Source organism: Herbaspirillum sp. WGmk3, from assembly GCF_023952535.1.
Classification (GTDB): Bacteria; Pseudomonadota; Gammaproteobacteria; order Burkholderiales; family Burkholderiaceae_D; genus Herbaspirillum; species Herbaspirillum huttiense.
Map to the genome: position 1 here is coordinate 362,331 of NZ_JAKYWT010000005.1, position 23,315 is coordinate 385,645.

20 protein-coding genes and 1 tRNA gene are annotated in these 23,315 nt (G+C 62.3%); 8 read left to right on the forward strand and 13 right to left on the reverse strand.

Features of this window, described 5'->3' with window-relative positions:
• Complete coding sequence (gene rffA, locus MKD49_RS20195; protein ID WP_121042791.1) at positions 1–1,152, forward strand: dTDP-4-amino-4,6-dideoxygalactose transaminase; 1,152 nt, start codon at positions 1–3, stop codon at positions 1,150–1,152.
• Here the strand turns inward: rffA and MKD49_RS20200 are convergent.
• Positions 1,149–2,162 (reverse strand): UDP-glucose 4-epimerase family protein, encoded by a 1,014-nt coding sequence (locus tag MKD49_RS20200; protein ID WP_371925498.1) that lies wholly within the window; start codon positions 2,160–2,162, stop codon positions 1,149–1,151. The two genes, rffA and MKD49_RS20200, sit on opposite strands and share 4 nt — an antisense overlap.
• Before the next feature lie 312 nt (positions 2,163–2,474).
• Here MKD49_RS20200 and MKD49_RS20205 point away from each other — a divergent pair, with 312 nt between their 5' ends.
• Complete coding sequence (locus MKD49_RS20205) at positions 2,475–5,186, forward strand: DUF3857 domain-containing protein (RefSeq protein WP_252697187.1); 2,712 nt, start codon at positions 2,475–2,477, stop codon at positions 5,184–5,186.
• 108 nt (positions 5,187–5,294) lie between these two features.
• Here the strand turns inward: MKD49_RS20205 and adeC are convergent, their stop codons facing one another.
• Genes adeC through MKD49_RS20220 form a run of 3 tightly spaced genes read right to left on the reverse strand, consistent with a single transcriptional unit; the run spans position 5,295 to position 11,115 of the window.
• A complete protein-coding gene (gene adeC / locus MKD49_RS20210) occupies positions 5,295–6,746 on the reverse strand; it encodes an AdeC/AdeK/OprM family multidrug efflux complex outer membrane factor (RefSeq protein WP_305882136.1) in 1,452 nt (483 codons plus the stop codon).
• Between the two features lie 2 nt (positions 6,747–6,748).
• Positions 6,749–9,895, reverse strand: coding sequence for an efflux RND transporter permease subunit (locus MKD49_RS20215; RefSeq protein WP_121042797.1), 3,147 nt, complete (start codon positions 9,893–9,895; stop codon positions 6,749–6,751).
• 11 nt (positions 9,896–9,906) lie between these two features.
• Entirely contained in the window at positions 9,907–11,115 is a 1,209-nt protein-coding gene (locus MKD49_RS20220; protein WP_121042799.1) for an efflux RND transporter periplasmic adaptor subunit, read from the reverse strand.
• Between the two features lie 593 nt (positions 11,116–11,708).
• On the opposite strand from MKD49_RS20220, the gene MKD49_RS20225 reads away from it, so the two are divergent.
• A complete protein-coding gene (locus MKD49_RS20225) occupies positions 11,709–12,353 on the forward strand; it encodes a TetR family transcriptional regulator (protein WP_204726132.1) in 645 nt (214 codons plus the stop codon).
• A 167-nt stretch (positions 12,354–12,520) separates the two neighbouring features.
• Here MKD49_RS20225 and MKD49_RS20230 read toward each other — a convergent pair whose 3' ends face one another.
• The 3 genes from MKD49_RS20230 to MKD49_RS20240 all read right to left on the reverse strand — a co-directional run bounded on the left by MKD49_RS20230 (position 12,521) and on the right by MKD49_RS20240 (position 14,320).
• The gene (locus tag MKD49_RS20230; protein WP_034338809.1) at positions 12,521–12,844 is read right to left on the reverse strand and encodes a rhodanese-like domain-containing protein; all 324 of its coding nucleotides are present in this window, start codon (positions 12,842–12,844) and stop codon (positions 12,521–12,523) included.
• Between the two features lie 28 nt (positions 12,845–12,872).
• The gene (locus MKD49_RS20235; protein WP_034338812.1) at positions 12,873–13,538 is read right to left on the reverse strand and encodes a protein-L-isoaspartate O-methyltransferase; all 666 of its coding nucleotides are present in this window, start codon (positions 13,536–13,538) and stop codon (positions 12,873–12,875) included.
• Between the two features lie 152 nt (positions 13,539–13,690).
• Entirely contained in the window at positions 13,691–14,320 is a 630-nt protein-coding gene (locus MKD49_RS20240) for a TetR/AcrR family transcriptional regulator (RefSeq protein WP_252697188.1), read from the reverse strand.
• A 141-nt stretch (positions 14,321–14,461) separates the two neighbouring features.
• On the opposite strand from MKD49_RS20240, the gene MKD49_RS20245 reads away from it, so the two are divergent.
• Positions 14,462–14,749, forward strand: coding sequence for a YkgJ family cysteine cluster protein (locus MKD49_RS20245; RefSeq protein WP_199725089.1), 288 nt, complete (start codon positions 14,462–14,464; stop codon positions 14,747–14,749).
• Positions 14,750–14,764: 15 nt separating this feature from the next.
• On the opposite strand, the gene MKD49_RS20250 is transcribed toward MKD49_RS20245, so the two are convergent.
• The 3 genes from MKD49_RS20250 to MKD49_RS20260 all read right to left on the reverse strand — a co-directional run bounded on the left by MKD49_RS20250 (position 14,765) and on the right by MKD49_RS20260 (position 15,742).
• Positions 14,765–14,932, reverse strand: a complete 168-nt coding sequence (locus tag MKD49_RS20250) for a hypothetical protein (protein ID WP_008325257.1) — start codon at positions 14,930–14,932, stop codon at positions 14,765–14,767.
• A 122-nt stretch (positions 14,933–15,054) separates the two neighbouring features.
• Positions 15,055–15,417, reverse strand: a complete 363-nt coding sequence (arsC, locus tag MKD49_RS20255; protein WP_121042806.1) for an arsenate reductase (glutaredoxin) — start codon at positions 15,415–15,417, stop codon at positions 15,055–15,057.
• A 4-nt stretch (positions 15,418–15,421) separates the two neighbouring features.
• A complete protein-coding gene (locus MKD49_RS20260) occupies positions 15,422–15,742 on the reverse strand; it encodes a hypothetical protein (protein WP_252697189.1) in 321 nt (106 codons plus the stop codon).
• Between the two features lie 41 nt (positions 15,743–15,783).
• On the opposite strand from MKD49_RS20260, the gene MKD49_RS20265 reads away from it, so the two are divergent.
• From MKD49_RS20265 to MKD49_RS20280, 4 genes are all read left to right on the forward strand, one after another.
• Positions 15,784–16,638, forward strand: coding sequence for an undecaprenyl-diphosphate phosphatase (locus tag MKD49_RS20265; RefSeq protein ID WP_039789391.1), 855 nt, complete (start codon positions 15,784–15,786; stop codon positions 16,636–16,638).
• Between the two features lie 157 nt (positions 16,639–16,795).
• Positions 16,796–17,668: an undecaprenyl-diphosphate phosphatase gene (locus tag MKD49_RS20270; protein ID WP_034338825.1), complete on the forward strand. Its 873-nt coding sequence runs from the start codon at positions 16,796–16,798 to the stop codon at positions 17,666–17,668.
• Positions 17,669–17,706: 38 nt separating this feature from the next.
• The gene (gene recQ / locus MKD49_RS20275) at positions 17,707–19,560 is read left to right on the forward strand and encodes a DNA helicase RecQ (protein WP_034338828.1); all 1,854 of its coding nucleotides are present in this window, start codon (positions 17,707–17,709) and stop codon (positions 19,558–19,560) included.
• Positions 19,561–19,796: 236 nt separating this feature from the next.
• Entirely contained in the window at positions 19,797–21,365 is a 1,569-nt protein-coding gene (locus tag MKD49_RS20280; RefSeq protein WP_252697190.1) for a methyl-accepting chemotaxis protein, read from the forward strand.
• Between the two features lie 140 nt (positions 21,366–21,505).
• Here MKD49_RS20280 and trmB read toward each other — a convergent pair whose 3' ends face one another.
• The 3 genes from trmB to MKD49_RS20295 all read right to left on the reverse strand — a co-directional run bounded on the left by trmB (position 21,506) and on the right by MKD49_RS20295 (position 23,308).
• Positions 21,506–22,225 carry a tRNA (guanosine(46)-N7)-methyltransferase TrmB gene (gene trmB, locus MKD49_RS20285; RefSeq protein WP_227022649.1) on the reverse strand — a complete coding sequence of 240 codons (720 nt, stop codon included), beginning with the start codon at positions 22,223–22,225 and terminating at the stop codon, positions 21,506–21,508.
• An 81-nt stretch (positions 22,226–22,306) separates the two neighbouring features.
• Positions 22,307–22,380, reverse strand: a tRNA-Gly gene (locus MKD49_RS20290).
• A gap of 202 nt (positions 22,381–22,582) precedes the next feature.
• A complete protein-coding gene (locus tag MKD49_RS20295; protein ID WP_252697191.1) occupies positions 22,583–23,308 on the reverse strand; it encodes a DUF2971 domain-containing protein in 726 nt (241 codons plus the stop codon).
• Positions 23,309–23,315: the final 7 nt, after the last annotated feature.

Sequence of the window (23,315 nt, forward strand, 5' to 3'; positions counted from 1 at the left end):
ATGAAAGGGAAAAATATCCCCTTTAACTGGCCCCACATGACCGGCAAGGAGCTGTATTACATTGCCGAGGCGCATTTCAATGGCAAGCTGGCCGGCGACGGTCCGTACACTGCCAAATGCCATGCATGGCTGCAGGAGCGGACAGCCAGTCACAAGGTCCTGTTGACCCATTCGTGCACCGCAGCCCTGGAGATGGCGGCGCTGCTGCTGGACATCCAGCCGGGCGATGAAATCATCATGCCCTCCTATACGTTCGTCTCCACCGCGAATGCCTTCGTATTGCGGGGGGGTATTCCGGTGTTCGTCGATATCAGGGAGGACACGCTCAACTTGGATGAGCGGCTGATTGAGCAGGCGATCACATCGCGCACGCGAGCGATCGTCCCGGTCCATTACGCGGGTGTGGCCTGCGAGATGGACGCCATCCTTGCCATCGCCCGACAACATGGCCTGCACGTCGTCGAGGATGCCGCCCAAGGCGTGATGTCGACCTACAAGGGCAGGGCGCTGGGTGCCATCGGTGATCTCGGTGCCTACAGTTTTCACGAAACCAAGAATGTCATTTCCGGCGAAGGCGGCGCATTGCTGGTCAACCAGCCGGCGCTCGCGCAGCGTGCCGAGATCATCCGGGAAAAGGGGACCGACCGCAGTCGCTTCTTCCGGGGCGAAGTCGACAAATACACCTGGCAGGAAGTAGGTTCATCCTTCTTGCCAGGTGAACTGATAGCGGCGTTCCTGTGGGCCCAGCTTGAAGGTGCGGACGCCATTACCGACGCGCGCCTGGCGGCGTGGCATCGCTATGATGAACAACTGGCCCAGGCGGAACAGGACGGTCTCTTGCGTCGTCCTGTCGTGCCCGATGGTTGCGTCCACAATGCGCACATGTATTACGTGATTGTGCCGCAAGCTGGGCAGCGTCAGCAGGTCCTGGATGCGTTGAAGCAGGAAGGGATTGGCGCAGTCTTCCATTACGTGCCGCTGCATTCGTCGCCCGCAGGTCTGCGCTACGGCCGCGTCAGCGGTGCATTGGACGTCACCGATCAGCAATCCGAACGTCTGATTCGTCTGCCACTATGGGCGGGGCTGACCGTTCAACAGCAGGACAAGGTCATCGATATCCTGACCAGTACCCTGAAGGCATCGCGCTCTTAACGTCGTTCCGCATCGGCATACACCGCCGAGGCCGCGCGGCGCAGCGCGACGTCGGTGGACACGGGCGGTGACCAGTCAAGTACTGATCTGGTCTTCCCGATATCCACCTGCAACGACCCGCACAATCTCTGCGCCACCGCTCCCTTCCCCAACAACCTTGCCCCCCATTCGAGCACCGGCGCAGGCACGGGAATCAGCCTGGCCGGGCGGCCCAAGGCCTGGCCCATGCGGCGCAACAGCTCGGTGGTCGACAGATCCTCCCCATCACTGACCAGAAAGATTTCATTGGCTGCCGCCGGGTGATGCATGCACAGCGTCATCAGGTCGACCAGGTTGTCCAGGGCGACCAGGCTGCGGCGGTTACCGGTGATGGCACCGAGCGGGAGCGGGATCCCCTTTTGCAGCCATCGCATCATGCTCCTGAAATTGGCCTTCACGCCCGGCCCGTAGACCAGCACCGGCCGGATCACCACTACTTCCATGCCACCCTCGGCAGCCAGAGCCATCAGTGCCTGCTCGGCCTCCATTTTGGAAATGCCATACGCATCGACGGGGGCCGGCGTATCGTCGGCGGTGAACGGGTGTCCCGGCGCAGTCTGCTCGCCATTGACCTTGATCGAGCTGAGAAACACCAGTCGCTTGACGCCCGCGTCCCTGGCCTGTCTTGCCAGCGCAAGACTACCCTCCACATTGACCCGGCGGAACAAGCTCAACGGATCGCCGGCGGTCTCATTCATCACGTGAACGCGCGCAGCACAATGCACTACCGTATCAATGCCGGTCAGCGCCGCGTGCCAGTTCGTCTGCGGTCCCAGGTCGCCGGTCTCCACCACCTCCACACCAGCAGGCAACAAGCCGCCGGACGCCGCGGTGCGCAGGGCCGCGCGCAGAGCGAGATCGGGACGGGGAGCGAGGTGTCGCAGCAATGCGCTGCCGACAAATCCGGAAGCGCCGGTAACGAGGATACGCATGAAGGAGTGCGGGATCGTGATGGCCAGAAGGGGCTCCATACTAACATCCGATCCGGCTCGCCATGATCCGGAAAAACGTCGCGGCCGGACGCCATCGTCCGGCCCCGTTGGGCAGTTGCGTCATGCCTGCACAAAAGCCCGGTGGCCATCGTACAATCTCAGCACCAAAATCAAGCCGGCCGTTGGCCTCCGATGCGTCGGCAAATCATCAGGGGAAAATTCATGCGATTCGTGTCGCCGAGAGGGCTGCTCGCCACCCTCCTGTGCAGTCTGTCCTTCGTTGTCCATGCCCAGTTGCCAGCCGCTCCCGGCGCGGCAGCGACGGAATCCGCGGAAGCCCCGTCATTGCCCGTGCGCGAGATCCAGGTCGCCTCCGAAGCCTTCACGCGCGGCGACAAGACTCCTTCCTGGGTGGAACCCATCGAGGTGCCCGCGACGCGACGTACCGAGGCCATCGTCATGCGCCTGTGGGACACACAGTTCCGCGCCGACAGCCAGCCGGTCTTCTACGTCAATCGCGCAGCACAGATCAATGACAGCAGTGCCCTGGCCTCGGCCGGGCAGTTGATCATCGACTTCGTGCCGCAGTATCAGAAAATGCATTTGCACAGCCTGCGCGTGTTGCGCGGAAAAGAGGTACTGGATCACACCAGCCGAGTGCAGGTGCGCTTCCTGCAGCGCGAGCTGGGCATGGAAAACGGCGTCTTCAGCGGCTCGGTCCAAGCAGTCATGCTGGTGCCGGACCTGCGCGTGGGCGATACGGTGCAATACGCGTATTCGGTGGAAGGTGCCAATCCGGTCTTCGGTAGCACCTACGCGAATGAGGCAGGGTGGGACTGGCCCATTCCGGTCGAGTTGCGCAGTGTCATCCTGAGCCATCCTGTCGGCCAGCGCGTGGACTGGAAAATGGTGGGCGAGATCGGCAACACCGATATCCGTCCCGACATCAGCCAGGCCGCCGGCTGGCGCAAGCTTCGCTTCACCGAGCGCGGCATCCGGATCGAGGAACCCGATCGCTGGGTCCCGGCCGACTTCAGCCTGCGTCGTTTGCAGTTCACCAGTTGGGATAGCTGGAACAGCGTCGCCCGCTGGGCCGATGGCCTGTTCCCGCGCGCGCCGGTGCCGGCCGCGCTGCAAGCCCGTCTGGAGCAATGGAAGAAACTACCCACCGATGAGCAGCGGGCCGTGGCGGCCCTGCGTTGGGTGCAGGACGAGATCCGCTACTTCTCCGTCTCCATGGGAGAAAGCTCGCATCGTCCGCACCCGCCCGCCGACGTGGTCCGTGACCGCTACGGTGACTGCAAGGACAAGACCTATCTGCTGGTGACGCTGCTGCGCGCCATGGGGATGAACGCCGTTCCCATCCTGACTTCGCTGGCCGAGCCGCGCACCGTTGCGCGTTATCTGCCCAGTCCCCTGGTTTTCGACCATGTGCTGGTGCGCCTGCGGCTCGATGGTGCGGATTACTACCTGGACCCGACCATGCAGGGACAGTCCGGCTCGCTCAGCAAGCAGGGCAGTGGTGTTGAAGGCGCAGCGATACTGGCGGTGGCATCGGAGACGACTGCCCTGGAGAGCATGCACTGGACTGATGCCGTGGCGCGCAATACCGCCGTCCTGGATGAAGTGATCGAGATTCCCGCCCTGGATGCCGATGGCACGCTCAGTGCGACCTGGACCTGGGTCGGCAGTGATGCCGAAACCATGCGCGTAGTCTCCCGCAGCCTGCCGGAAGAACGCTTGCGCAAGTTCGCACTCGGTGGCTACGAGCGCCGCTATCCCGGTATCGACCTGGTGGCCGTGCCGGTGCTGGAGGACGATGCGGCCAACAACCGCGTCATCGCGCGTGCCCGCTTCAAGCTGCCCAAGCCGGCCAAGGCCTATCCGGATGGGTGGGTGGTCAAGTACGGGGCCAGCATCATGCAGGGCATCTATGATCTGCCGCGCAACTTCAAGCGCAGCTACCCGGCCAAGGTCTCGCGTGCCCCTTACCGCCTGCGTTACACCTTGCGCATGGTCTGGCCCTCCAATGTCTCGATGATGCGCGATCCGCTGGAGCGCAACCTGCGTAACGAGTTCTTCACGTATTCGACCAAGCGGGTCTTCCGGGGTAACGTGCTGCAGGTCGAACGCAGCCTGGAGGTGCTCAAGGACACGGTCACACCCGACGAGCTGCTGGCACTCAACAGCGCGCTCCAGCAGCTGGATTCGATCACGGCGCAAGGCGAGTTCGTGGAGCGTGAGGCGATCAAGACGAGCGGTTTCCTGGGCATGGGCAGCAGCACGCTCAAGGACACCGTGCGCCGTCGCCTGCAGGAGGAACTGGCCGCCTACGACCGCGTCATCGCGGCTGGCCGCCTGCGTGGCAATGACCTGGTCGAGGCCTTGTGCCGCCGCGCCGAAGTGCGCGCCGAGATGGACGAGCCGGCCAAAGGGATGGCCGACGCCGAAGAGGCCGTGCGCCAGGGACCGTCCAATCCCCGTGCCTGGGAGTGCCGCGGCCACGTCGCGCGTGACAGCCGTGATTTTGCACGCAGCATTCCCGATTACACTCGGGCGCTGACCCTGGGTGGCAATGAAGGCTCGCTGTACCAGTCGCGCGGGATCTCGCGCTTCTTCATGGGCAAGTACCAGGAGGCCCTGGCCGATTTCACGCAGTCGGTTCTGATTTCCAAGGATGACGCCGAGTCCCGCCATTACGTGCTGCTATGGCAAGGTCTGGCGGCCCGGCGAACCGGTCAGCCACCCAGTGCAGAGCTGCTGCAGGCGGCGCGCGGCAAGGGCAGCGACGATGTCTGGCCGAACCCGCTGCTGGCGCTGGTAGCCGGCAGCCTTGGCGAGGACGGCGTGCTTCAGGCAGCGCAACGCAAGCAGGGCGATGACAAGGACATGGCACTGACCGAAGCCTGGTTCTTCATCGGCCAGATGCGCCTGGCCAGCGGCAATGTCCCGGCCGCACGGGAGGCATTCGAGAATGCGCGCAAGCCGGGCGTGAGCGTCTATCTCGAGTACCAGGCGGCGGGCTGGGAGTTGGCCCGCCTGGAACAAGCGGCCCGCAAGTAGCGCCAGCAGAACTGGATCTGAAGGAAAAAAAAGAGCAGACCCTCGGGTCTGCTCTTTTTGCTTCGGCGTTTTCGGCGTCCGAACGATGAATGGCAGTTGGTTTGTCGCTTACTGCTTGGCCGCCATGCTCACCGTATTTTCGTTGAGGCCACCACCCAACGCCTTGTACAGATCAATCGCATTGTTCAAGCGCAGTTGCCGTGCCTGAATCAAGGCCTGCTGCGCCGAGAACAAGTCTCGCTGCGCATCAAGCTGATCCAGCGAAGAGGCAATCCCGTTCTTGAATCGCAGGTCGGTCAGCTTCAGGCGTTCCTGCTGGGCCGCCAGGAAAGCTTCCTGCGCCTTGACCTGATCGTCCAGCGTACCGCGTGCCACCAGGGCATCGGCCACTTCGCGGAAGGCGGTCTGGATGGTCTTCTCGTAGGTCACCACGGCCTTGTTCTTGCGCACTTCCGCCAGATCCAGATTGGCGCTGTTGCGGCCGAAGTCGAAGATCGGCAAGGATAGCGAAGGACCAAAGCTCCACGCCCCCGAACCTGACTCGAACAATCCACCCAGCGTGCTGCTGGCGCTGCCGTAGCTGCCGGTCAGCGAGATGCGCGGGAAGAACGCCGCCCGCGCCGCGCCGATGTTGGCATTGGCCGCCAGCAGGCTCTGCTCGGCCGAGCGGATGTCCGGACGATTGGTCAGCAGGTCGGAAGGCAAGCCCGCCGGAATATCGGTCACGATCTTTTCATCCGACAGCAGCTGTGCCGGCGGCAGGTCGCCGACCTTCTTGCCGACCAGCAGCGTCAGTGCATTCTCGGCTTGCGCGCGCTGGCGTTCCAGCTGGGACTTCGATACTCGGGCCGACTCCACCAGCGTCTGCGTCAGGCGGAAATCCAGCGCCGAACTGGCGCCGACGTCAAAGCGCTTCTGCGCCAGATCCAGATTGGATTCGCGCGACTTCAGCGTGTCATTGGCCAGTTGCAGCTGCTCCGCGTAGGAACGCTCGGACAGATAAGCCTGCGCCACCTGCGCGATCAGGCTGATCTGCGCCGACTTCTGCGCTTCTTCGGTGGAGAGGTAGCTCGCCAGTGCCGCATCCTTCAGGTTACGCACGCGGCCGAAGAAGTCCAGCTCGTAGGCGGGAACCGCCAGGCCGACCTGATAGCTGTTGCTGATGAACGGCTGGCCGGTCAGCGACTGGCTGGCCGCAGTCCGCGTGCGGGCGGCGCTGCCATTGACGTTCAGGTTGGGCAGCAGATCGGCACGCGCGATCTGGTATTGCGCGCGGGCTTCCTCGATGTTGAGGACGGCCGTGCGCAGGTCACGGTTGTTTTCCAGGGCAGCCGCGATCAGCTGCTGCAGGCGCTGGTCCGGGAAGAACTGGCGCCAGCCGAGGTTGACCGCCTGCAGCTCGGCACGGCCGGCGGCATCGGCCGGGTAGGCCGTCTCCACCGGGGCTTGCGGACGGTCATAGGTGGGAGCCAGCGAGCAGCCCCCCAGTACGCCGGCCACCATCAGCGCTGCGCACAATTGCAGCAGGCGAGGCGAGCGCGGCAACGACAGATTAGCCATTGTCATTCTCCACTATTGATCTTGGGCGAGTGGTCGGCGTCAAACTTGCGCTGACGCTCGCTGCCCTTGAAAATCTTGCGCACGACCACGAAGAAGATCGGCACCAGGAACACCGCCAGCACGGTGGCAGTGATCATGCCGCCCATCACGCCGGTACCGATGGCGCGCTGGCTGGCCGAACCGGCACCCGAAGCGATGGCCAGCGGCAGCACGCCGAGGATGAAGGCCAGCGAGGTCATGATGATCGGACGGAAGCGCAGGTGCACCGCCTCCAGCGTCGCTTCAATCAGGCCCTTGCCCTGCGCCTGCAGGTCCTTGGCGAACTCGATGATCAGAATCGCATTCTTGGCCGACAGACCCACCACCGCAATCATCCCCACCTTGAAGTACACGTCGTTGGGCATGGCGCGCAGCGTCACCCCCAGCAGTGCACCAAGGATACCCAGCGGCACCACCAGCATCACCGCCAGCGGGATCGAGGTGCTTTCATAGAGCGCGGCCAGCACCAAGAACACGGCGATCAGCGACAGGGCATACAGCGCCGGAGCCTGGTTGCCGGAGGTCTTTTCTTCCAGCGACTGGCCGGTCCACTCGAAACCGAAGCCCGGCGGCAGCTTGGCCACATAGGATTCCATCTCGGCCATGGCTTCACCGGTGCTGCGGCCAGGCGCTGCGCCACCGGCAATCTTCATGGCCGGATAGCCGTTGTAGCGGATCAGCTGCACGGGGCCGTTGATCCACTTGGCCGTCACGAAGGCCGAGAAGGGCACCATGCCGCCATTGGCGTTGCGGGCGTACAGGCTGGTCAGATCTTCAGGTTGCAGGCGGCGGTTGGCATCGGCCTGCACGATCACGCGCTGCTGGCGGCCCTGGTTGGGGAAGTCGTTCACATAGGACGAACCCAGCGCCGTGGACAGCACACTGTTGATCGTCGAGAACGGCACGCCCAGCGCATTGGCCTTGTCGCGGTCGATGTCCAGTTGCAGCTGCGGCGCATCTTCCAGACCTTCCGGACGCACACCGGCCAGCACCTTGCTCTGCGAAGCCATGCCCAGGATCTGGTTGCGAGCCTGCACCAGCGCATCGTGACCCAGACCGGCACGGTCCTGCAGACGGAAGGTGAAGCCGGTCGCGTTACCCAGTTCCGGAATCGGCGGCGGGTTCAGCGGGAAGACGATCGCATCCTTGATCTGCGAGAAGGCACCGAAAGCCTTGCCGGCGATCGCATCGGCCGACTGCGACTTGTCACGCTCGGCCCAGTCCTTCAGCGGAGTGAACACCAGCGCCGCGTTCTGGCCATTACCCGAGAACGAGAAGCCCAGCACTGCAATGGCGTGTTCGACGGCCGGATCCTTGAGGTAGTACTCCTCGATCTTCTTGACCACCTCGGTCGTGCGCGCGGTGCTTGCGCCCGGTGGCAACTGGACGTTGGTGATGATGTAGCCCTGGTCTTCGTTCGGCAGGAACGAGGCCGGCAGGCGCACGTAAAGCAAGCCCACGCAGGCCACGATCACCACGTAGACGATCATGTAGCGGCCGGCCTTGCTGAGCATTTTGCCGATCACGCCCTGATAGGCATTGGCGGTGGTGTTGAACTTGCGGTTGAACCAGCCGAAGAAACCCTTCTTCTCGTGGTGGTGACCCTTCTCAACAGGCTTGAGGATGGTCGCGCACAATGCCGGCGTGAGGGTGAAGGCCATCAGCACCGAGAACACCATGGAAGCCACCATCGACAGCGAGAACTGGCGATAGATCGCACCCACCGCGCCGCCGAAGAAGGCCATCGGGATGAACACCGCGATCAACACCAGCGTGATACCGATCAGCGCGCCGCTGATCTGGCCCATGGCCTTGCGGGTCGCATCAGCCGGCGAGAGACCTTCCTCGCTCATGATGCGTTCGACGTTTTCCACCACCACGATCGCATCGTCGACCAGGATACCGATGGCCAGCACCATGCCGAACATGGTCAGCACGTTGATCGAGAAGCCAAACAGCAGCAGCGTGGCAAAAGTACCCAGCAGCGCCACCGGCACCACGATGGTCGGGATGATGGTGTAGCGGATGTTCTGCAGGAACAGGAACATCACCAGGAACACCAGCACGATGGCTTCGATCAGGGTCTTGACCACTTCCTCGATCGAGATCTTGACGAACTTGGAGGTGTCGTAAGGGATGGTGTACTTCACACCGGCCGGGAAATACTTGGCCAGCTCTTCCATTTTCTTGTGCACGGCGGTGGCGGTACCCAGCGCGTTGGCGGTCGGCGACAGCTGCACGCCGATGAAGGACGAAGGCTTGCCATCCAGACGGCCGGAGGTGTCATAGCTCTGGCCACCCACTTCGATGCGGGCGACGTCGCGCAGGCGCACGCTCGAACCGTTGGTATTGGCACGCAGCACGATGTTGCCGAACTGCTCGGGCGAGGTCAGCTGACCGTTGACCACCACGGTCGCGGCGATCTGCTGGCTGCCGGGGCTGGGCAGGGCACCCAGCGTACCACCGGCCACCAGCGCGTTTTGCGCCTGGATCGCGGCCGTCACGTCAGCCGGGGTCAGGCTCAGGCCGATCAGCTTGTTCGGATCGATCCAGATGCGCATGGCGCGTTCGGTACCGAACAGCTGCGCCTGGCCCACACCGGGCACGCGCTTGATTTCGTTCAGGACGTTACGCGACAGATAGTCACCCAGCGCCACCGGATCGAGCTTGCCATCGGTGGAAGACAGACCGATGAAGAGCAGGAAGTTGGAACGCGACTTGGTCACCTGCACGCCCTGTTGCGTCACGGCTGCCGGCAGGCGGGCCTCGACGCGCTTCAGGCGGTTCTGCACATCCACCGCCGCCAGGTCCGGATTGGTTTCCGGCGAGAAGGTGATGGTGATCTGCACCTGGCCGTTGGCCTGGCTTTGCGACTCGATGTATTGCAGGCCATCGGCGCCGTTCATTTCCTGTTCGATCAGGCTGGTCACCGAATCGTCCAGGGTCTGCGCGGTCGCACCCGGATAGGTCGCCGTGACCACGATGGTCGGCGGCGCGATGCTGGGGTACTGGGCTACCGGCAAGCCGGTAATGGCCAGCGCACCGCCCAGCATGATGAAGATCGCTAGCACCCACGCAAATACGGGGCGATCAATAAAGAACTTTCCCATCTGGCAGCCTCTTAGTTAGCTTTCGGTTGGGCGCTCGCCTCTTGCTTGGCCGGCTGGCCAGCAGCTTGTGCGGGAGCGCCCGCGGGATTCCATTGGACCGGCTTGACGGCGGCACCCGGGCGGACCTTCTGCAGGCCTTCCACGATGACGCGATCACCTTCCTTCAAGCCATCGATGACCTGCCAGTTGTTGCCGCGTGCGCCGCCGGTCTTGACCGGACGCGCCTCGACCTTGCTCTCGGCATTGACCACCATCACCGAGGAGCCGCCGGCATCACGCACCACGGCTTGTTGCGGCACCAGCAGGGCCTGCTCGTCCACGGCTTGCTCAATCTTGGTCCGCACGTAGGTACCCGGCAGCAGCAGGCGCTTGGGGTTGGGGAATTCGGCACGCAGCGAGACCGAACCGGTGCTTTCATCCACGCTGATGTCGGAGAACAGCAGCTTGCCCGGCTGTTCGTAAGCCTGGCCGTTTTCCAGCACCAGGGTCACGCTGGCCTTGTTGTCGCCCACGCTCTTCAACTGGCCGGCGGCCATCGCCTGCTGCAACTTCAACAGGTCGGCGCTGGACTGGGTCACGTTGACGTAGACCGGATCGAGCTGCTGCACCAGGGCCAGCTGGGTGGCATCCCCCTGGCCGACCAGCGCACCTTCGGTCACCAGCGCGCGGCCGATGCGGCCGGAGATGGGCGAGGTCACGGTGGCATAACCCAGGTTCAGGTTGGCCGTCTGCACCGCGGCCTTGCCGGCGGCGACATCGGCTTCAGCCTGCTTCTGGGCGGCCACGGCGTTGTCGTATTCCTGCTTGGAGACCGCGTTGACTTCCACCAGCGGCTTGTAGCGCTGCGCGGTCAGCGAGGTTTGCGTCAGGTTGGCCTGGGCGCGCGCCAGCGTGGCTTGGGCGCTTTCCAGGCTGGCCTTGTACTGGGCCGGATCGATCTTGAAGAGCACCTGGCCCTCCTTGACCTCGCTGCCTTCCTTGAAGACGCGCTTCTGCACGATGCCTGCCACCCGTGCACGCACCTGCGCCACGCGGAAGGCTTCCACGCGGCCCGGCAGTTCATTGGTGATGGCCACGCGCTGCGGGGCAATGGTCACCACCGACACCTCGGCCGGCGGCATCTGGCCGCCTTGCGCGGCGGGTTTCTGTCCGCAGGCAACCAGCGCGGCGGCAACGGCGACGGTCATGGTGAGGCGCGTGAAACGACTGACTGAGCTCATAGATATCTCGCACGAAAGTAAAGTTGAAGCCGCCAGGGGCGGCGATGAAACGAATTCGGTAGAACCGGTCACGACGATGATGCTGTGCCTGTCATCCGGTGATGGAGGGGATGGATGAGCCGGGCTACAGATTGTTGCAATGCAAAAAAGTCCCCACCCCTTCATGCCAGGGTGATGAATTTTTTTGCAGATGATGAACGGCAGGGACTTGAAGCGGATGCTATTATACATACATCCATGAATGTATGTATTTCTTCCAAACATCACATTAATTTAACAAACTTGTTCGAAACGGCGTAGCAAAATATGAGCGATTCCTTGCATTTTGATTCGAAAGCTACTCTGATGCCGTTTCCGCTGGTCTGAATCCGAGCTCTTCCATGCCTTCGGGCGATAGGCCAAGCTGCTGGGAAGACGAATTTGACGCCCTGATATTGTGCACGAAACTCACTTACTTCTTCATGACGATGATTGCGCACATGAAGCCTTTGACGAAACTCTGCCGGTTGCGGGTGATGTGCATCCGCAACACGGCCGCCCAGTGGCGCACCTGAGGGGCTGCGCCATGGCCATTTGCCCGGGAGTCTGTTGACATGGCCCGTTCGACCAAGGAAGAAGCGCTGGAAACGCGTGCCCGCATCCTCGATGCGGCCGAGCAGGTGTTCCATGAGCGCGGCGTCTCGCAGACCTCGCTGGCCGACGTGGCCAAGGCCGCTGAAGTCACGCGCGGGGCCATCTACTGGCACTTCAAGAACAAGAGCGATCTGTTCGACGCCATGTGCGAGCGCGTGCGCCTGCCCATGGAAGCGGTGCTGGAAGAAAACGCCAGCCCGCAGGTGGAAGATCCGCTGGGCCAGTTCCTGCGCAGCGGCATCTATGTGCTGACCATGGCGGCGACCGATGAGCGCTGCCGGCGCGTGTTCGACATCATCTTCAACAAATGCGAATTCGCCGACGCGCAGGACCCCATCCTGATTCGCCAGCGCGAATGCCACGTCGATGGATTGTTGCGGCTGGAGCAGATCCTGCTCAATGCGGTGGCACGCGGCCAGCTTCCGGCCACGCTCGATATCCGCCTGGCCTGCCTGGCGGCGCATGCCACCTTCAGCGGCTTGCTGACGGACTGGTTCTTTTCCCCCGACAGTTTCGACCTGGTCAAGGATGGCGAGCGCATCCTGGCGGCCTCGCTCTACGCGCTCAAGACCGCGCCGTCGCTGCAGAAGACGCAGCCGGACTAATAAGCCTCGAAACCCGGGTGGTTTTCAGGCGATATGAAGGATCAGGATAAAACGGAAGGGAATTCAGGCAGGCCGGAGAACCCGGCCCCCGCCTGACCGGCCTGCGCCATGTGCATGACGCCCGCCGGCCAGAATGCGATATGAATCAATAAACCAAAAGACCAGGCTCAATAGGTCGGCATCGAAGGATCCACCTGGGCCGCCCAGGCGTGCACGCCGCCGCTCAGATTGATGACCTTGGTAAAGCCCTGGCGCTCCAGGAAGGCAGCCACCTGCATGCTGCGGCCACCGTGATGGCAGATGCAGACCACCGGCTGTTCCTCGTCCAGCTCCGCGAAGCGGCCGGGAATGGTGTTCATCGGCACCAGCTGCGAGCCGGCGATGTGGCAGGTCTGGTGTTCCCAGGGTTCACGCACATCCAGCAGCAGGGGCGTGGGGCGGTCCGGATCGTTGATCCAGGCCGCCAGTTCCGGGGCAGAGATGTGCTCCATGATGCTTTTCCTGTCTCGGCCCTGAGGCTCAGAACGTGAAGTGGGACGGCGTGATCGCTGCGTGCAGCGGCTTGGCCAGGGTTTCCACGATGTTGACGGTTTCGAAGGCGTGTTCCGAGGTGCGGGTGATCAGTTGCAGTTCCATCACCGGGGCCGAACCGACGATGGCCAGCAGGCGGCCGCCGATCTTGAGTTGCTTGCCGAAGGATTCCGGCAGCAGCGGCAGCGAGCCCGAGATGACGATGACGTCGTATTCGCCAGCCTTGCCATCGGCACCGGTCCAGCCTTGCGCGCCATTGCCCAGTTGCACGTCGACGTTGGCCACGCCGTAGTCCGACAGGTTCTGTTCGGCCAGGGCCTTCAGTTCCGGCGAGATTTCCACGGTCGTCACGTGGCGCGCCTTGTGCGCCAGCAGGGCTGCCATGTAGCCCGAACCTGCGCCGATTTCCAGCACGTATTCGTGCTTCTTCACATTGGCTTCCTGCAGGATGCGCGCTTCGATCTTCGGAGCCAGCATGTTTTCACCACCCGGCAGCGGGATCTCGGTGTCGAAGAAGGCCAGGCTGCGATAGGCGGCCGGGACGAATTCTTCACGCTTGACGACCATCAGCAGGTCCAGCACGTCTTGCGCCAGCACGTTCCAGGGGCGGATTTGCTGCTCGATCATGTTGAAGCGGGCTTGTTCGATATTCATGGCGGTGGCTCGATCTAATCTAATAGCGACGGAAAGGCAGCATTTTAGCAAACACCGCCCGGCTAATCAGCCCATCTATGCGCTGAAAAAGCCGCTGGAGGCGCTTCTGTTGCGGGTTTTCCTCAATGCAATGCGAGCGCGACAGGCTGGCGTCAGGCTTTGAGCCCGTTCAGGCAAAGGTCGATCATGCTCTCCAGGTAGGCCAGCGGATCGATGGGCGTGGCCGCGCAGGGTGCGAGTGACTGCTCCCACAGCATCAGCATGATGAGGGGAGCGACGATGACTTTCTTCATGGCGTCGGCATCGACGCGGCGGAATTCCCCGCGTGCCATGCCGCGTTCGAGTACGCGCACTATCGTCGCATCTCCGCGCGCGGTCACTTCATCATGGTAAAAGCGTGCAAGTTCAGGGAAATTGCCGGATTCGGCCACCATCAGCTTGGCAATGCCGACGACGCCGGAGTGCGAGGCGGACTGCCACCAGTGCAGGATGAGATCACGCAGCAGTTCGGCGCTGCTGCCGGCGTGGCCTTCGATGCGGGCTTCGGCCTGGTCCAGCAGGGGCAGCACATTGGCGCGTACCACCGACTTGAACAGGCTTTCCTTGCCATCGAAGTAGAGATAAAGGGTGCCCTTGGAGACACCCGCGCGGGTGGCCACGTCTTCCAGCCGGGTCGCGGCGTAGCCGCGCTCGACGAACAATTCCAGCGCCGCCGCCAGCAATTCCTGGGGGCGGTCCTGTTTGCGTCGTTCCCAACGCGGTTCTTTGGCCGATGCAGACATGAGAAACAAGATTACCGGGACGGGGCACTGTAAGTGGCAAGCCGCGCCGGCGTCAAGCGGCCAGATCAAGCCGCCGGCACTGCGTGCCGCCCGATGCACTACAATGCAGTCCCTCCGCGCCAACCGCCATCAGGAAAGTCCATGAACTGCCGAGACGCATGCGGCGCTTGCTGCATTGCCCCTTCCATCACCAGCCCGATCCCCGGCATGCCCGACGGCAAGCCGGCCGGCGTGCCGTGCGTACAACTGGGCGAGGACATGCGCTGCAAGATCTTCGGCCAGCCCGAACGTCCGGATTTCTGTGCCGGCTTGCAGCCTTCAGTGGAGATGTGTGGAGAGCACCGCGGTCAGGCCATCGCCTGGCTCAGTGAACTGGAGACGCTGACAGCGCCGGGCAGCCAAGCTGGCCGGCGAGGGGAGAGCATCTGAAGCTGGGAAGCCTGTCTAGAAGGCTTCCTCGCGCCGCCGTCGGGCTTCTTCGCGGATATCCTCGATGAGCCGGCGGGTATCCACCTTTTCCTTGAGGTGTGCGGCATGGGCTTCACGGCTGATGGGAGCGATGGTGGTCAGCTCCTTCAGATCGGCAGTACTTTCTTCGTGTCGATGATGCACCGCTGCTCCTGAGTCGATAAGGGGAGGGAGGAACTCTGCCTTTGTACCACGGATCGGGCGCATCTGGCGAGTTTGGCATCAAATGACAGCGGATGCCGGTCCGATACGCCCCGTTTCGGTGCTTACGGGAAAATCTCCGCCAGCCGCTCGCTGGGACGCACCAGCATCGTGCCTTTCGGTGCCACCACGATCGGGCGGTTGATCAGGACGGGGTGTTCCAGCATCGCATCGATCAGTTGAGCGTCGGTCACGCCGTCCGCATCCAGCCCCAGTTCCTTGAACAGCGCTTCCTTGCTGCGCACCACCTCGCGCACCGGCACGCCCATGGCCTTGATGAGGCCTTCGAGCGTGGCGCGGTCGGGCGGATTCTTCAGATATTCAATGATGGTCGGCTCGACGCCGCCGTCGCGCAGCCCTTGCAGGACATTGCGTGAGGTACCGCACTTGGGGTTGTGATAGATCGTGATGCCGGTGTTCTTGCTCATATCGTCAGCCGAGGAAGGGAATAAAAAGCCATGTTAGCGCGGATTCCTGACAGCAAAATGTAAGTTTTGTCACCCTGCTAAGGTAAAATCCGATTTTGTTGCAGCGCACCGAGTGCACTTTTTGCTGCCGGGTGTGGTCGAAAGGCCGCTTTATGGCGACGCCAGCCATCCCGGACGGACCTTCGCTGCCACTTTTGCAGGGTTTGCCCCTGGCCGGGACGGAAAAAAGGCCATTTGCTTCATGTTGTAGCGGCTTATTGTGTTCCGATGGCCGGATTGCCGGGCTTTCGGGCCTGAAAGCAGCCATTTCCTTCATTTCGTTCATTTCCCGTCAACCCCACATCAACAGCCACCCACAGCACCCGTATGGATACTCTCCTCGCGCTCAAGGCGCTCATCATGGGCATCGTCGAAGGCCTGACCGAATTCCTGCCCATTTCCTCCACCGGCCACCTGATCCTGGCCAACAGCCTGCTGCAATTCACCGGCCCCGATTTTTCCAAGGAGAAGGCCGACGTTTTCGAGATCGTCATCCAGGCCGGTGCCATCCTGGCGGTGTGCTGGGAGTATCGGGTCCGCATCGCCACCGTGCTGACCGGCATGTTCACCGATCGCAAGGCCCAGCGCCTGGTGATCAACCTGATTGTCGCCTTCCTGCCGGCGGCCATTCTCGGCTTCCTGTTCAGCCGCCGCATCAAGGAAGTGCTGTTCAACCCGGTCTCGGTGGCCATCGCCTTCATCGTCGGCGGCCTCATCATCCTGTGGGTCGAACGCCGCAACAAGGACCGCATGAGCATGGCCTCGGCGCGCGTCGAAACGGTGGATGACATGACCCCGCTGGATGCCCTGAAAGTCGGCATCGCCCAGGCCTTCGCGTTGATCCCCGGCACCAGCCGCTCGGGTGCCACCATCATCGGCGGCATGATGTTCGGCCTGTCGCGCAAGGCGGCCACTGAATTCTCGTTCTTCCTGGCCATCCCGACCCTGTTCGCTGCCACCATCTATTCGCTCTACAAGGAGCGCGCCCTGCTGTCGGCCGCCGACGTCCCGCTGTTCACCGTGGGCACCGTGGCTGCCTTCGTCTCGGCCTTCCTGTGCGTGCGCTGGTTGCTGCGCTACATCAGCTCGCATGATTTCACCATCTTCGCCTGGTATCGCATCGTCTTCGGCATCATTGTCCTGGTGACCGCTTATACGGGCGCCGTTGCCTGGGTGGAGTAACCCCCCTGCCTGATGCCCGTGCATGGACTGTGCGGGCGTCAGGCGCCTGTCAGCCAGCGCCCTGGCGGGCGCGGTACACTGCAGCACCCGTGGCCGGCCTCGCTGCCGGCGGCGGTCTACAACTTCCTTTTCGCCAACTCCCTTCAGAGCACACCCCATGGCCAACGTCTGCAGCGCCGGGCTTGATATCGGCTTTGCCTCCCTCAGTTACGCGCAGATCGGTTTCCTCGGCATCGTCCAGGGCATCACCGAACTGCTCCCCATTTCTTCGACCGCCCACATGCGCGTGGTGCCGGCCTTCCTCGGCTGGCATGATCCCGGCTCGGCCTTCTCCGCGGCCATGCAGCTGGCGGCCCTGGCCGCCGTCATCAGTTATTTCCGGCGCGACGTGAGCGCCGTCACCGGCGGCAGCCTGGCGGCCTGGCGTCGCCGCGATTTCAACGATCCCATGTTCAAGCTGGCCGTGGCCATCATCCTGGCCACCATCCCCATCGGCATTGCCGGGCTGGCCTTGTCGCATGTCCTGAACGCCTGCGGCTCGCCGCTGCGCAGCCTGAGCGTGATCGGCTGGTCCTGCATCGTCATGGCGGTGCTGCTGGCGATCTCGGAAATGGTCTGCCGCCATCGCCGCAGCGTCGACCAGATGCGCCTGCGCGATGCGCTCATCGTCGGCCTGGCGCAGGTCGGTGCGCTGATCCCGGGCGTCTCGCGTTCCGGCTCCACGCTCACGGCGGCGCTGTTCCTGAACTTCCGCCGTGAAGAAGCGGCGCGGTTTTCCTTCCTGCTGGGCTTGCCTGCCATCGCCTTGGCCGGACTGAAGGAACTGGCGGTCTTGCTGCACGCCCATATCCCGCTGGAAGCCTGGGGCGTGCTGCTGTTCGGGCTGGCCGTGGCGAGCGTGTCGGCCTTCGCCGCCATCTGGGGGTTGATGAAATTCCTGGAGCGTTTCTCGACATGGCCCTTCATCGTCTATCGAGCTGCGCTGGGTGTTTTCCTGCTGCTGGCGGTGTCGCGAGGCTGGCTGCAATAAAATAGCGCCTTCGCTACGCAGCAGCTTCAGGTTTTTCCATGGTCGATTTCGATTCCCTGCCTCCCGGTGCCACCCAGCAAGAACGTGCTTTGCACGTGCTGGAAACGGTATTCGGCTACTCGTCCTTCCGCGGTCATCAGGGCGAGATCGTCCAGCACGTCGCCGGTGGCGGGGATGCCCTTGTCCTCATGCCCACCGGCGGCGGCAAGTCGCTCTGCTACCAGGTGCCGGCGCTGCTGCGCGAGGGCACCGGCGTGGTGGTCTCGCCGCTGATCGCGCTGATGCAGGACCAGGTCGATGCACTGGCCGAAGTCGGCGTGCGGGCCGCCTTCCTCAATTCCACCCAGAGTTTCGACGAAGCGCTGCAGATCGAGCGCCGCCTGCGCCAGGGCGACCTGGACCTGCTCTACGTCGCCCCCGAGCGCCTGATGACGCCGCGCTGCCTGGACCTGCTGGAGTCCGCCCGCATCTCGCTCTTCGCCATCGATGAGGCGCATTGCGTCTCGCAATGGGGCCACGATTTCCGTCCGGAATACATCAAGCTCTCGATCCTGCATGAGCGCTTCCCGCAGGTTCCGCGCATTGCGCTGACGGCCACCGCCGACCAGCAGACCCGCGAAGAAATCATCCACCGCCTGCAACTGGAAGATGCGCGCCAGTTCGTCTCGTCCTTTGATCGTCCCAACATCCGTTACCAGATCGTGGAAAAGGCCAATGGCCGCAAGCAGTTGCTGGACTTCATCAAGAACGAACACCCGGAAGACGCCGGCATCGTCTACTGCCTCTCGCGCAAGAAGGTCGAAGAGACGGCCGAGTTCCTGCGTGGCGAAGGCCTCAATGCGCTGGCCTACCACGCCGGCATGGACTACGCGCTGCGCACCAAAAACCAGGCGCGCTTCCTGCGCGAAGACAAGATCGTGATGGTCGCCACCATCGCCTTCGGCATGGGCATCGACAAGCCCGACGTGCGCTTCGTCTGCCACCTCGATTTGCCCAAGAGCGTGGAAGGCTACTACCAGGAAACCGGCCGCGCCGGCCGTGACGGCCTGCCAGCCGACGCCTGGATGGCCTACGGCCTGCAGGACGTGGTGCAGCAGCGCCGCATGATCGACGAATCCGAAGCCGACGAAACCTTCAAGCGCGTGCTCGGCACCAAGCTCGATGCCATGCTCTCCCTGTGCGAGACGCTGCACTGCCGGCGCGTGCACCTGCTGGATTACTTCGGCGAGAAGTCCAGCCCCTGCGGCAATTGCGATACCTGCCTCACGCCCCCGGTCTCCTTCGATGCCACGGTTGAGGTTCAGAAGCTGCTCTCCACCGTCTATCGCGTCGAACAGCGCTTTGCCCCCGGCCACGTGATCGAGGTCTTGCGCGGCATCGATGGCGAGCGCGTCAAGCAATGGCGTCATGATCAGCTTTCCGTGTTTGGCGTGGGCAGCGATCGCGGCGAGGCGGAATGGCGCGCCATCCTGCGCCAGGTGATCGCGCTGGGGTTGCTGACGGTGGATGCCGAGAACTACAGCGCCCTCAAGCTCACCGAGGCCGCGCGTCCGGTGCTGCGGGGAGAACAGCAGGTGCAACTGCGCCGCTATCGCAAGCCGGAAAAAGCCAAGCGCAGCTCGCAGCGCTCCAGCTTCGTCGAGACCGATCTCAGCAGCGAAGAGCAGGCACTCTTCGAGAAGCTGCGCTGGTGGCGGATGGAAACCGCGCGCACACACAACGTGCCGGCCTACGTCATCTTCCACGATGCCACCATGCGCGAGATCGCCAAGGCCCGGCCGCAATCGCTGGACGACCTGCGCCACGTCACCGGGGTGGGCGAGAAGAAGCTGGAAACCTATGGCGCCCAGATCATCGACCTGATCGCCGGCATGGAGTCGGCCGACGCCTGAGAGGGCGACGGCGGATTCTCCCTGATTTTAGTCAAATCCCTTCATTGCCTGCGTCACCTGCACCAGCGCGATAGAGCGCCAGGCGGGCGTTTTCGGCCGACGTTGCTGCCGTAACGCAACTTTCATTCATACGGCACTTTTACCGGCCTCTTCCCTGATTTGCTGGCCCCGCTTGGCGATATCATCAACGGCGGGGAATCGGGTTCAACACCAACGAAGGTGAGCCGGGGGGCGATATGAAACTCAATGATCTGAAGATAGGCGTGCGCCTGGGCATGCTGTCGGCACTGCTGCTGGCGGCCATCGCCTTTGTCGGCATACGTGGCGTGATGGTGGTCGGGGAAATCTACGGCCAGGGGGCGCAGGGCATGGAGACGGGAGCCCTCATCGAGCAATCGGTCGATGCCGCCCGCAGTGCGCAGGTGCAATTCAAGATCCAGGTGCAGGAGTGGAAGAACACCTTGCTGCGCGGCAAGGATCCCGCTGCCTTCAACAAATACCGCCAGGCCTTCATCGATGAAAGCGCCGCCACCCAGAAGCAGCTCAAGACCCTCGAAGCGCTGATGCCGCGTATCGGCATGGATGCCGAGCCTGCGCGCAAGGCGCAGCAGGCCCATGCCGAGCTGCTCAATCGTTATCTGGAAGCGCTCAAGCTCTATGCCTCCGACGATCCTGCCTCGGTGGCGCGGGTGGATGAACAGGTCAAGGGTGTGGATCGCGTGCCGACCAAGATGATCGATGACATCGTCGTCGCCGTGCTGGACCACAGCCGCAAGACGCGTGACGCCATCAATGCCGACAGCCTCTTCGACTACCAGCAGGCGCGCGTGCTGCTGCTGGTCTCGATCGGCCTGTCGCTGCTGCTGGGCCTGGCCATCACCTGGACGCTGGTGCGCAGCATCGTGCGCCCGCTGGGCGAAGCGGTGCAGATTGCGCAGACGGTAGCGGCCGGCGATCTGCGCTCACAGGTTGTCATTCACGGCAAGGATGAGACGGCGCAACTGTTGCGCTCGTTGAAAGAGATGAACGACAACCTGGTCGGCATCGTTTCTGAGGTGCGCAGCGGCACCGGTGCGATTACCGTGGCCGCGACCGAGATCGCCAGCGGTAACAGGGACTTGTCCGAGCGCACCGAAGAGCAGGCCGGTTCGCTCGAAGAGACGGCCGCCTCGATGGAAGAGATCACCTCCACCGTGCAGAAGAACGCCGAGAACACGCACCAGGCCCATCAACTGGCCGATGAGGCATCGGGCGTGGCGCGCAAGGGCGGCGACATGGTCGGTGCGGTGGTGCAGACCATGCAGGCCATCGAGGAGAGTTCGCATCGCATCGTCGAGATCATCAGCGTCATCGACGGCATTGCCTTCCAGACCAACATCCTTGCGCTCAATGCCGCAGTGGAAGCCGCGCGCGCCGGCGAGCAGGGGCGCGGGTTTGCGGTGGTGGCTTCGGAGGTGCGCAGCCTGGCCCAGCGCAGCGCCACGGCCGCGCGCGAGATCAAAGAACTGATCGACGATTCGGTCGGCAAGATCAACGCCGGCTCGGCCCTGGTCAATGGCGCGGGCGGCACCATGGAAGACATCATCACGGCCATCCAGAAAGTGGCGGCGATCATGGATGACATCAACGTCGCCAACCGCGAGCAGAGCGCCGGCATCGATGAAGTCAACAAGGCGGTGGTGCAGATGGACAGCGTGACGCAGCAGAATGCGGCACTGGTGGAAGAAGCTGCTGCGGCGGCGGAGAGCCTGCAGTTCCAGGCGGAATCGCTGTCACGCGCGGTGGCGGTCTTCAAGCTTCAGTGAGGCCGTCGCAGAAATGACAATGGCATGCCTTGGAGCATGCCATCGGAGCGATCTTTAAGTGATCACCGTGGGTGATCGCTTTCATTCATCACCTGTCGCATGCACGATTGCGCGTTGAATCATGCATGCAGCGCGCGTATTCAGGCGCGCTTTTCAAACACCAGATCCCACACGCCGTGACCGAGGCGCAGGCCACGGTTTTCGAACTTGGTGGTATCGCGGTATTCGGGGCGCGGCACGTAGCCGGAGGGATCGGTGGCGGTGTTCTTCAGGGTGGGTTCGGCCGACAGGACTTCCAGCATCTGGATGGCATATTCTTCCCAGTCGGTGGCGCAGTGGAGATAGCCGCCGGGGGCCAGGCGCGTGCTGATCAGTTGCACCAGAGGCGACTGGATCAGGCGGCGCTTGTTGTGGCGCGCCTTGTGCCAGGGATCGGGGAAGAACACGTGCACGCCGGCCAGGGAATCGGGGGCGATCATGTTGGTGAGTACTTCGACGGCATCGTGCTGGATGATGCGCACGTTGTCCAGGTTGCCTTCGCCGATCAGCTTGAGGTAGCTGCCGACGCCGGGGGTATGGACTTCGACGCCGATGAAGTTTTTCTCGGGCATGAGGGCCGAGATCTTGGCGCTGGTTTCGCCCATGCCGAAGCCGATTTCGAGGATGGTCGGAGCCTGGCGACCGAAGGTGACAGCCAGGTCCAGCGGGGCCTTGTCGTAGGGGACCAGGAAGCGCGGACCCAGTTCTTCCAGCGCGCGTCCTTGCGCGACCGACACGCGCCCGGCGCGGGTGACGAAACTGCGGATGCGGCGCTCGCTGGGATCATAGAACAGCGGCTTGCCGGATTTGTTTTCAGACATGGATGACTCGAAGCAATTGAGGCGCGGCCCGCAAAGTCGCACCGGTCAGGGACGGGCGAACAGGGCCGCAGGGAAGCGATCTGGAGCGGGTGAAGGGGATCGAACCCTCGTCTTAAGCTTGGGAAGCTTCTGCTCTACCATTGAGCTACACCCGCGAGGCCAGCAATTTTACGCGGTTTCGGGGTGTTTTGTGAACTTGAAGATTGCTCGGTGGTATCGATTCTGTAGTAGCTGGTTACTTCGAGCTGTTATCGCAAACCGACTACGATGCGTTTCTTCTTGAGGCAGCCTCAATGAGCAAGACAGCCAAATACTATCGCGTTGTGGAATGGCGGAAGTATTTTGGAGCGAGCTTTCTCAGATATAGCGAGGCTGCCACAATAACGAGGACGTTTTGACCAAGGAATGCAATTCATTGGCTCTACATGTATCTTCTACAGCTCGTTTGTCTTCTCCTTGCAGGTTGGGGCCTAATATTATTTCTTCTATCAAAATATGTGGCTCAAATGGTACGCTGATACCGGATTCTGGCACCGCTACGCCAGCTTCTTCGGCGGAGCGAAGCGAAATCGCGATACGCAATTCATGTTCACTTTCAAAAGCTTTGTGTTTATAGAAGAAACGTTCAAGCATACCTACGTTAAGTCTTACTTTAGTTAAGTCAACGTATCTGACGTGACCCCATACAGGAGTCTCCTCCGCAAATCTAGGTTCGAGATGAAAAGGCCTCAGCGCATTCTTCAATTTTGATGCAGTAGTTCGTATCGCAACTCCTTTTCTTTCCGAGGCGTAGAGCTTCCACATCGCTTCGCTCTCATCTTCTCCCTTATTCCAACAACTAATTTTAGTTAATCGTCGAAGTTCTTCGAAAGCTCTCTCAGTACCGTCGATTCGTTCAAATCGAGGGTCAACAGGATGTGGATAAACTATTGACGTTGCGCCTTCAAACGGATCGTCAAACTGACGTGCTGATGCGAAATAAAGACACCGTCTATCTATCATTTCCACGAATCTATCTGCCCGAATGTAACGCCACAAAGATTCATCTGGCGCTATGTCTTGTTCAGCCCATATCACGTTCATCTCAGTT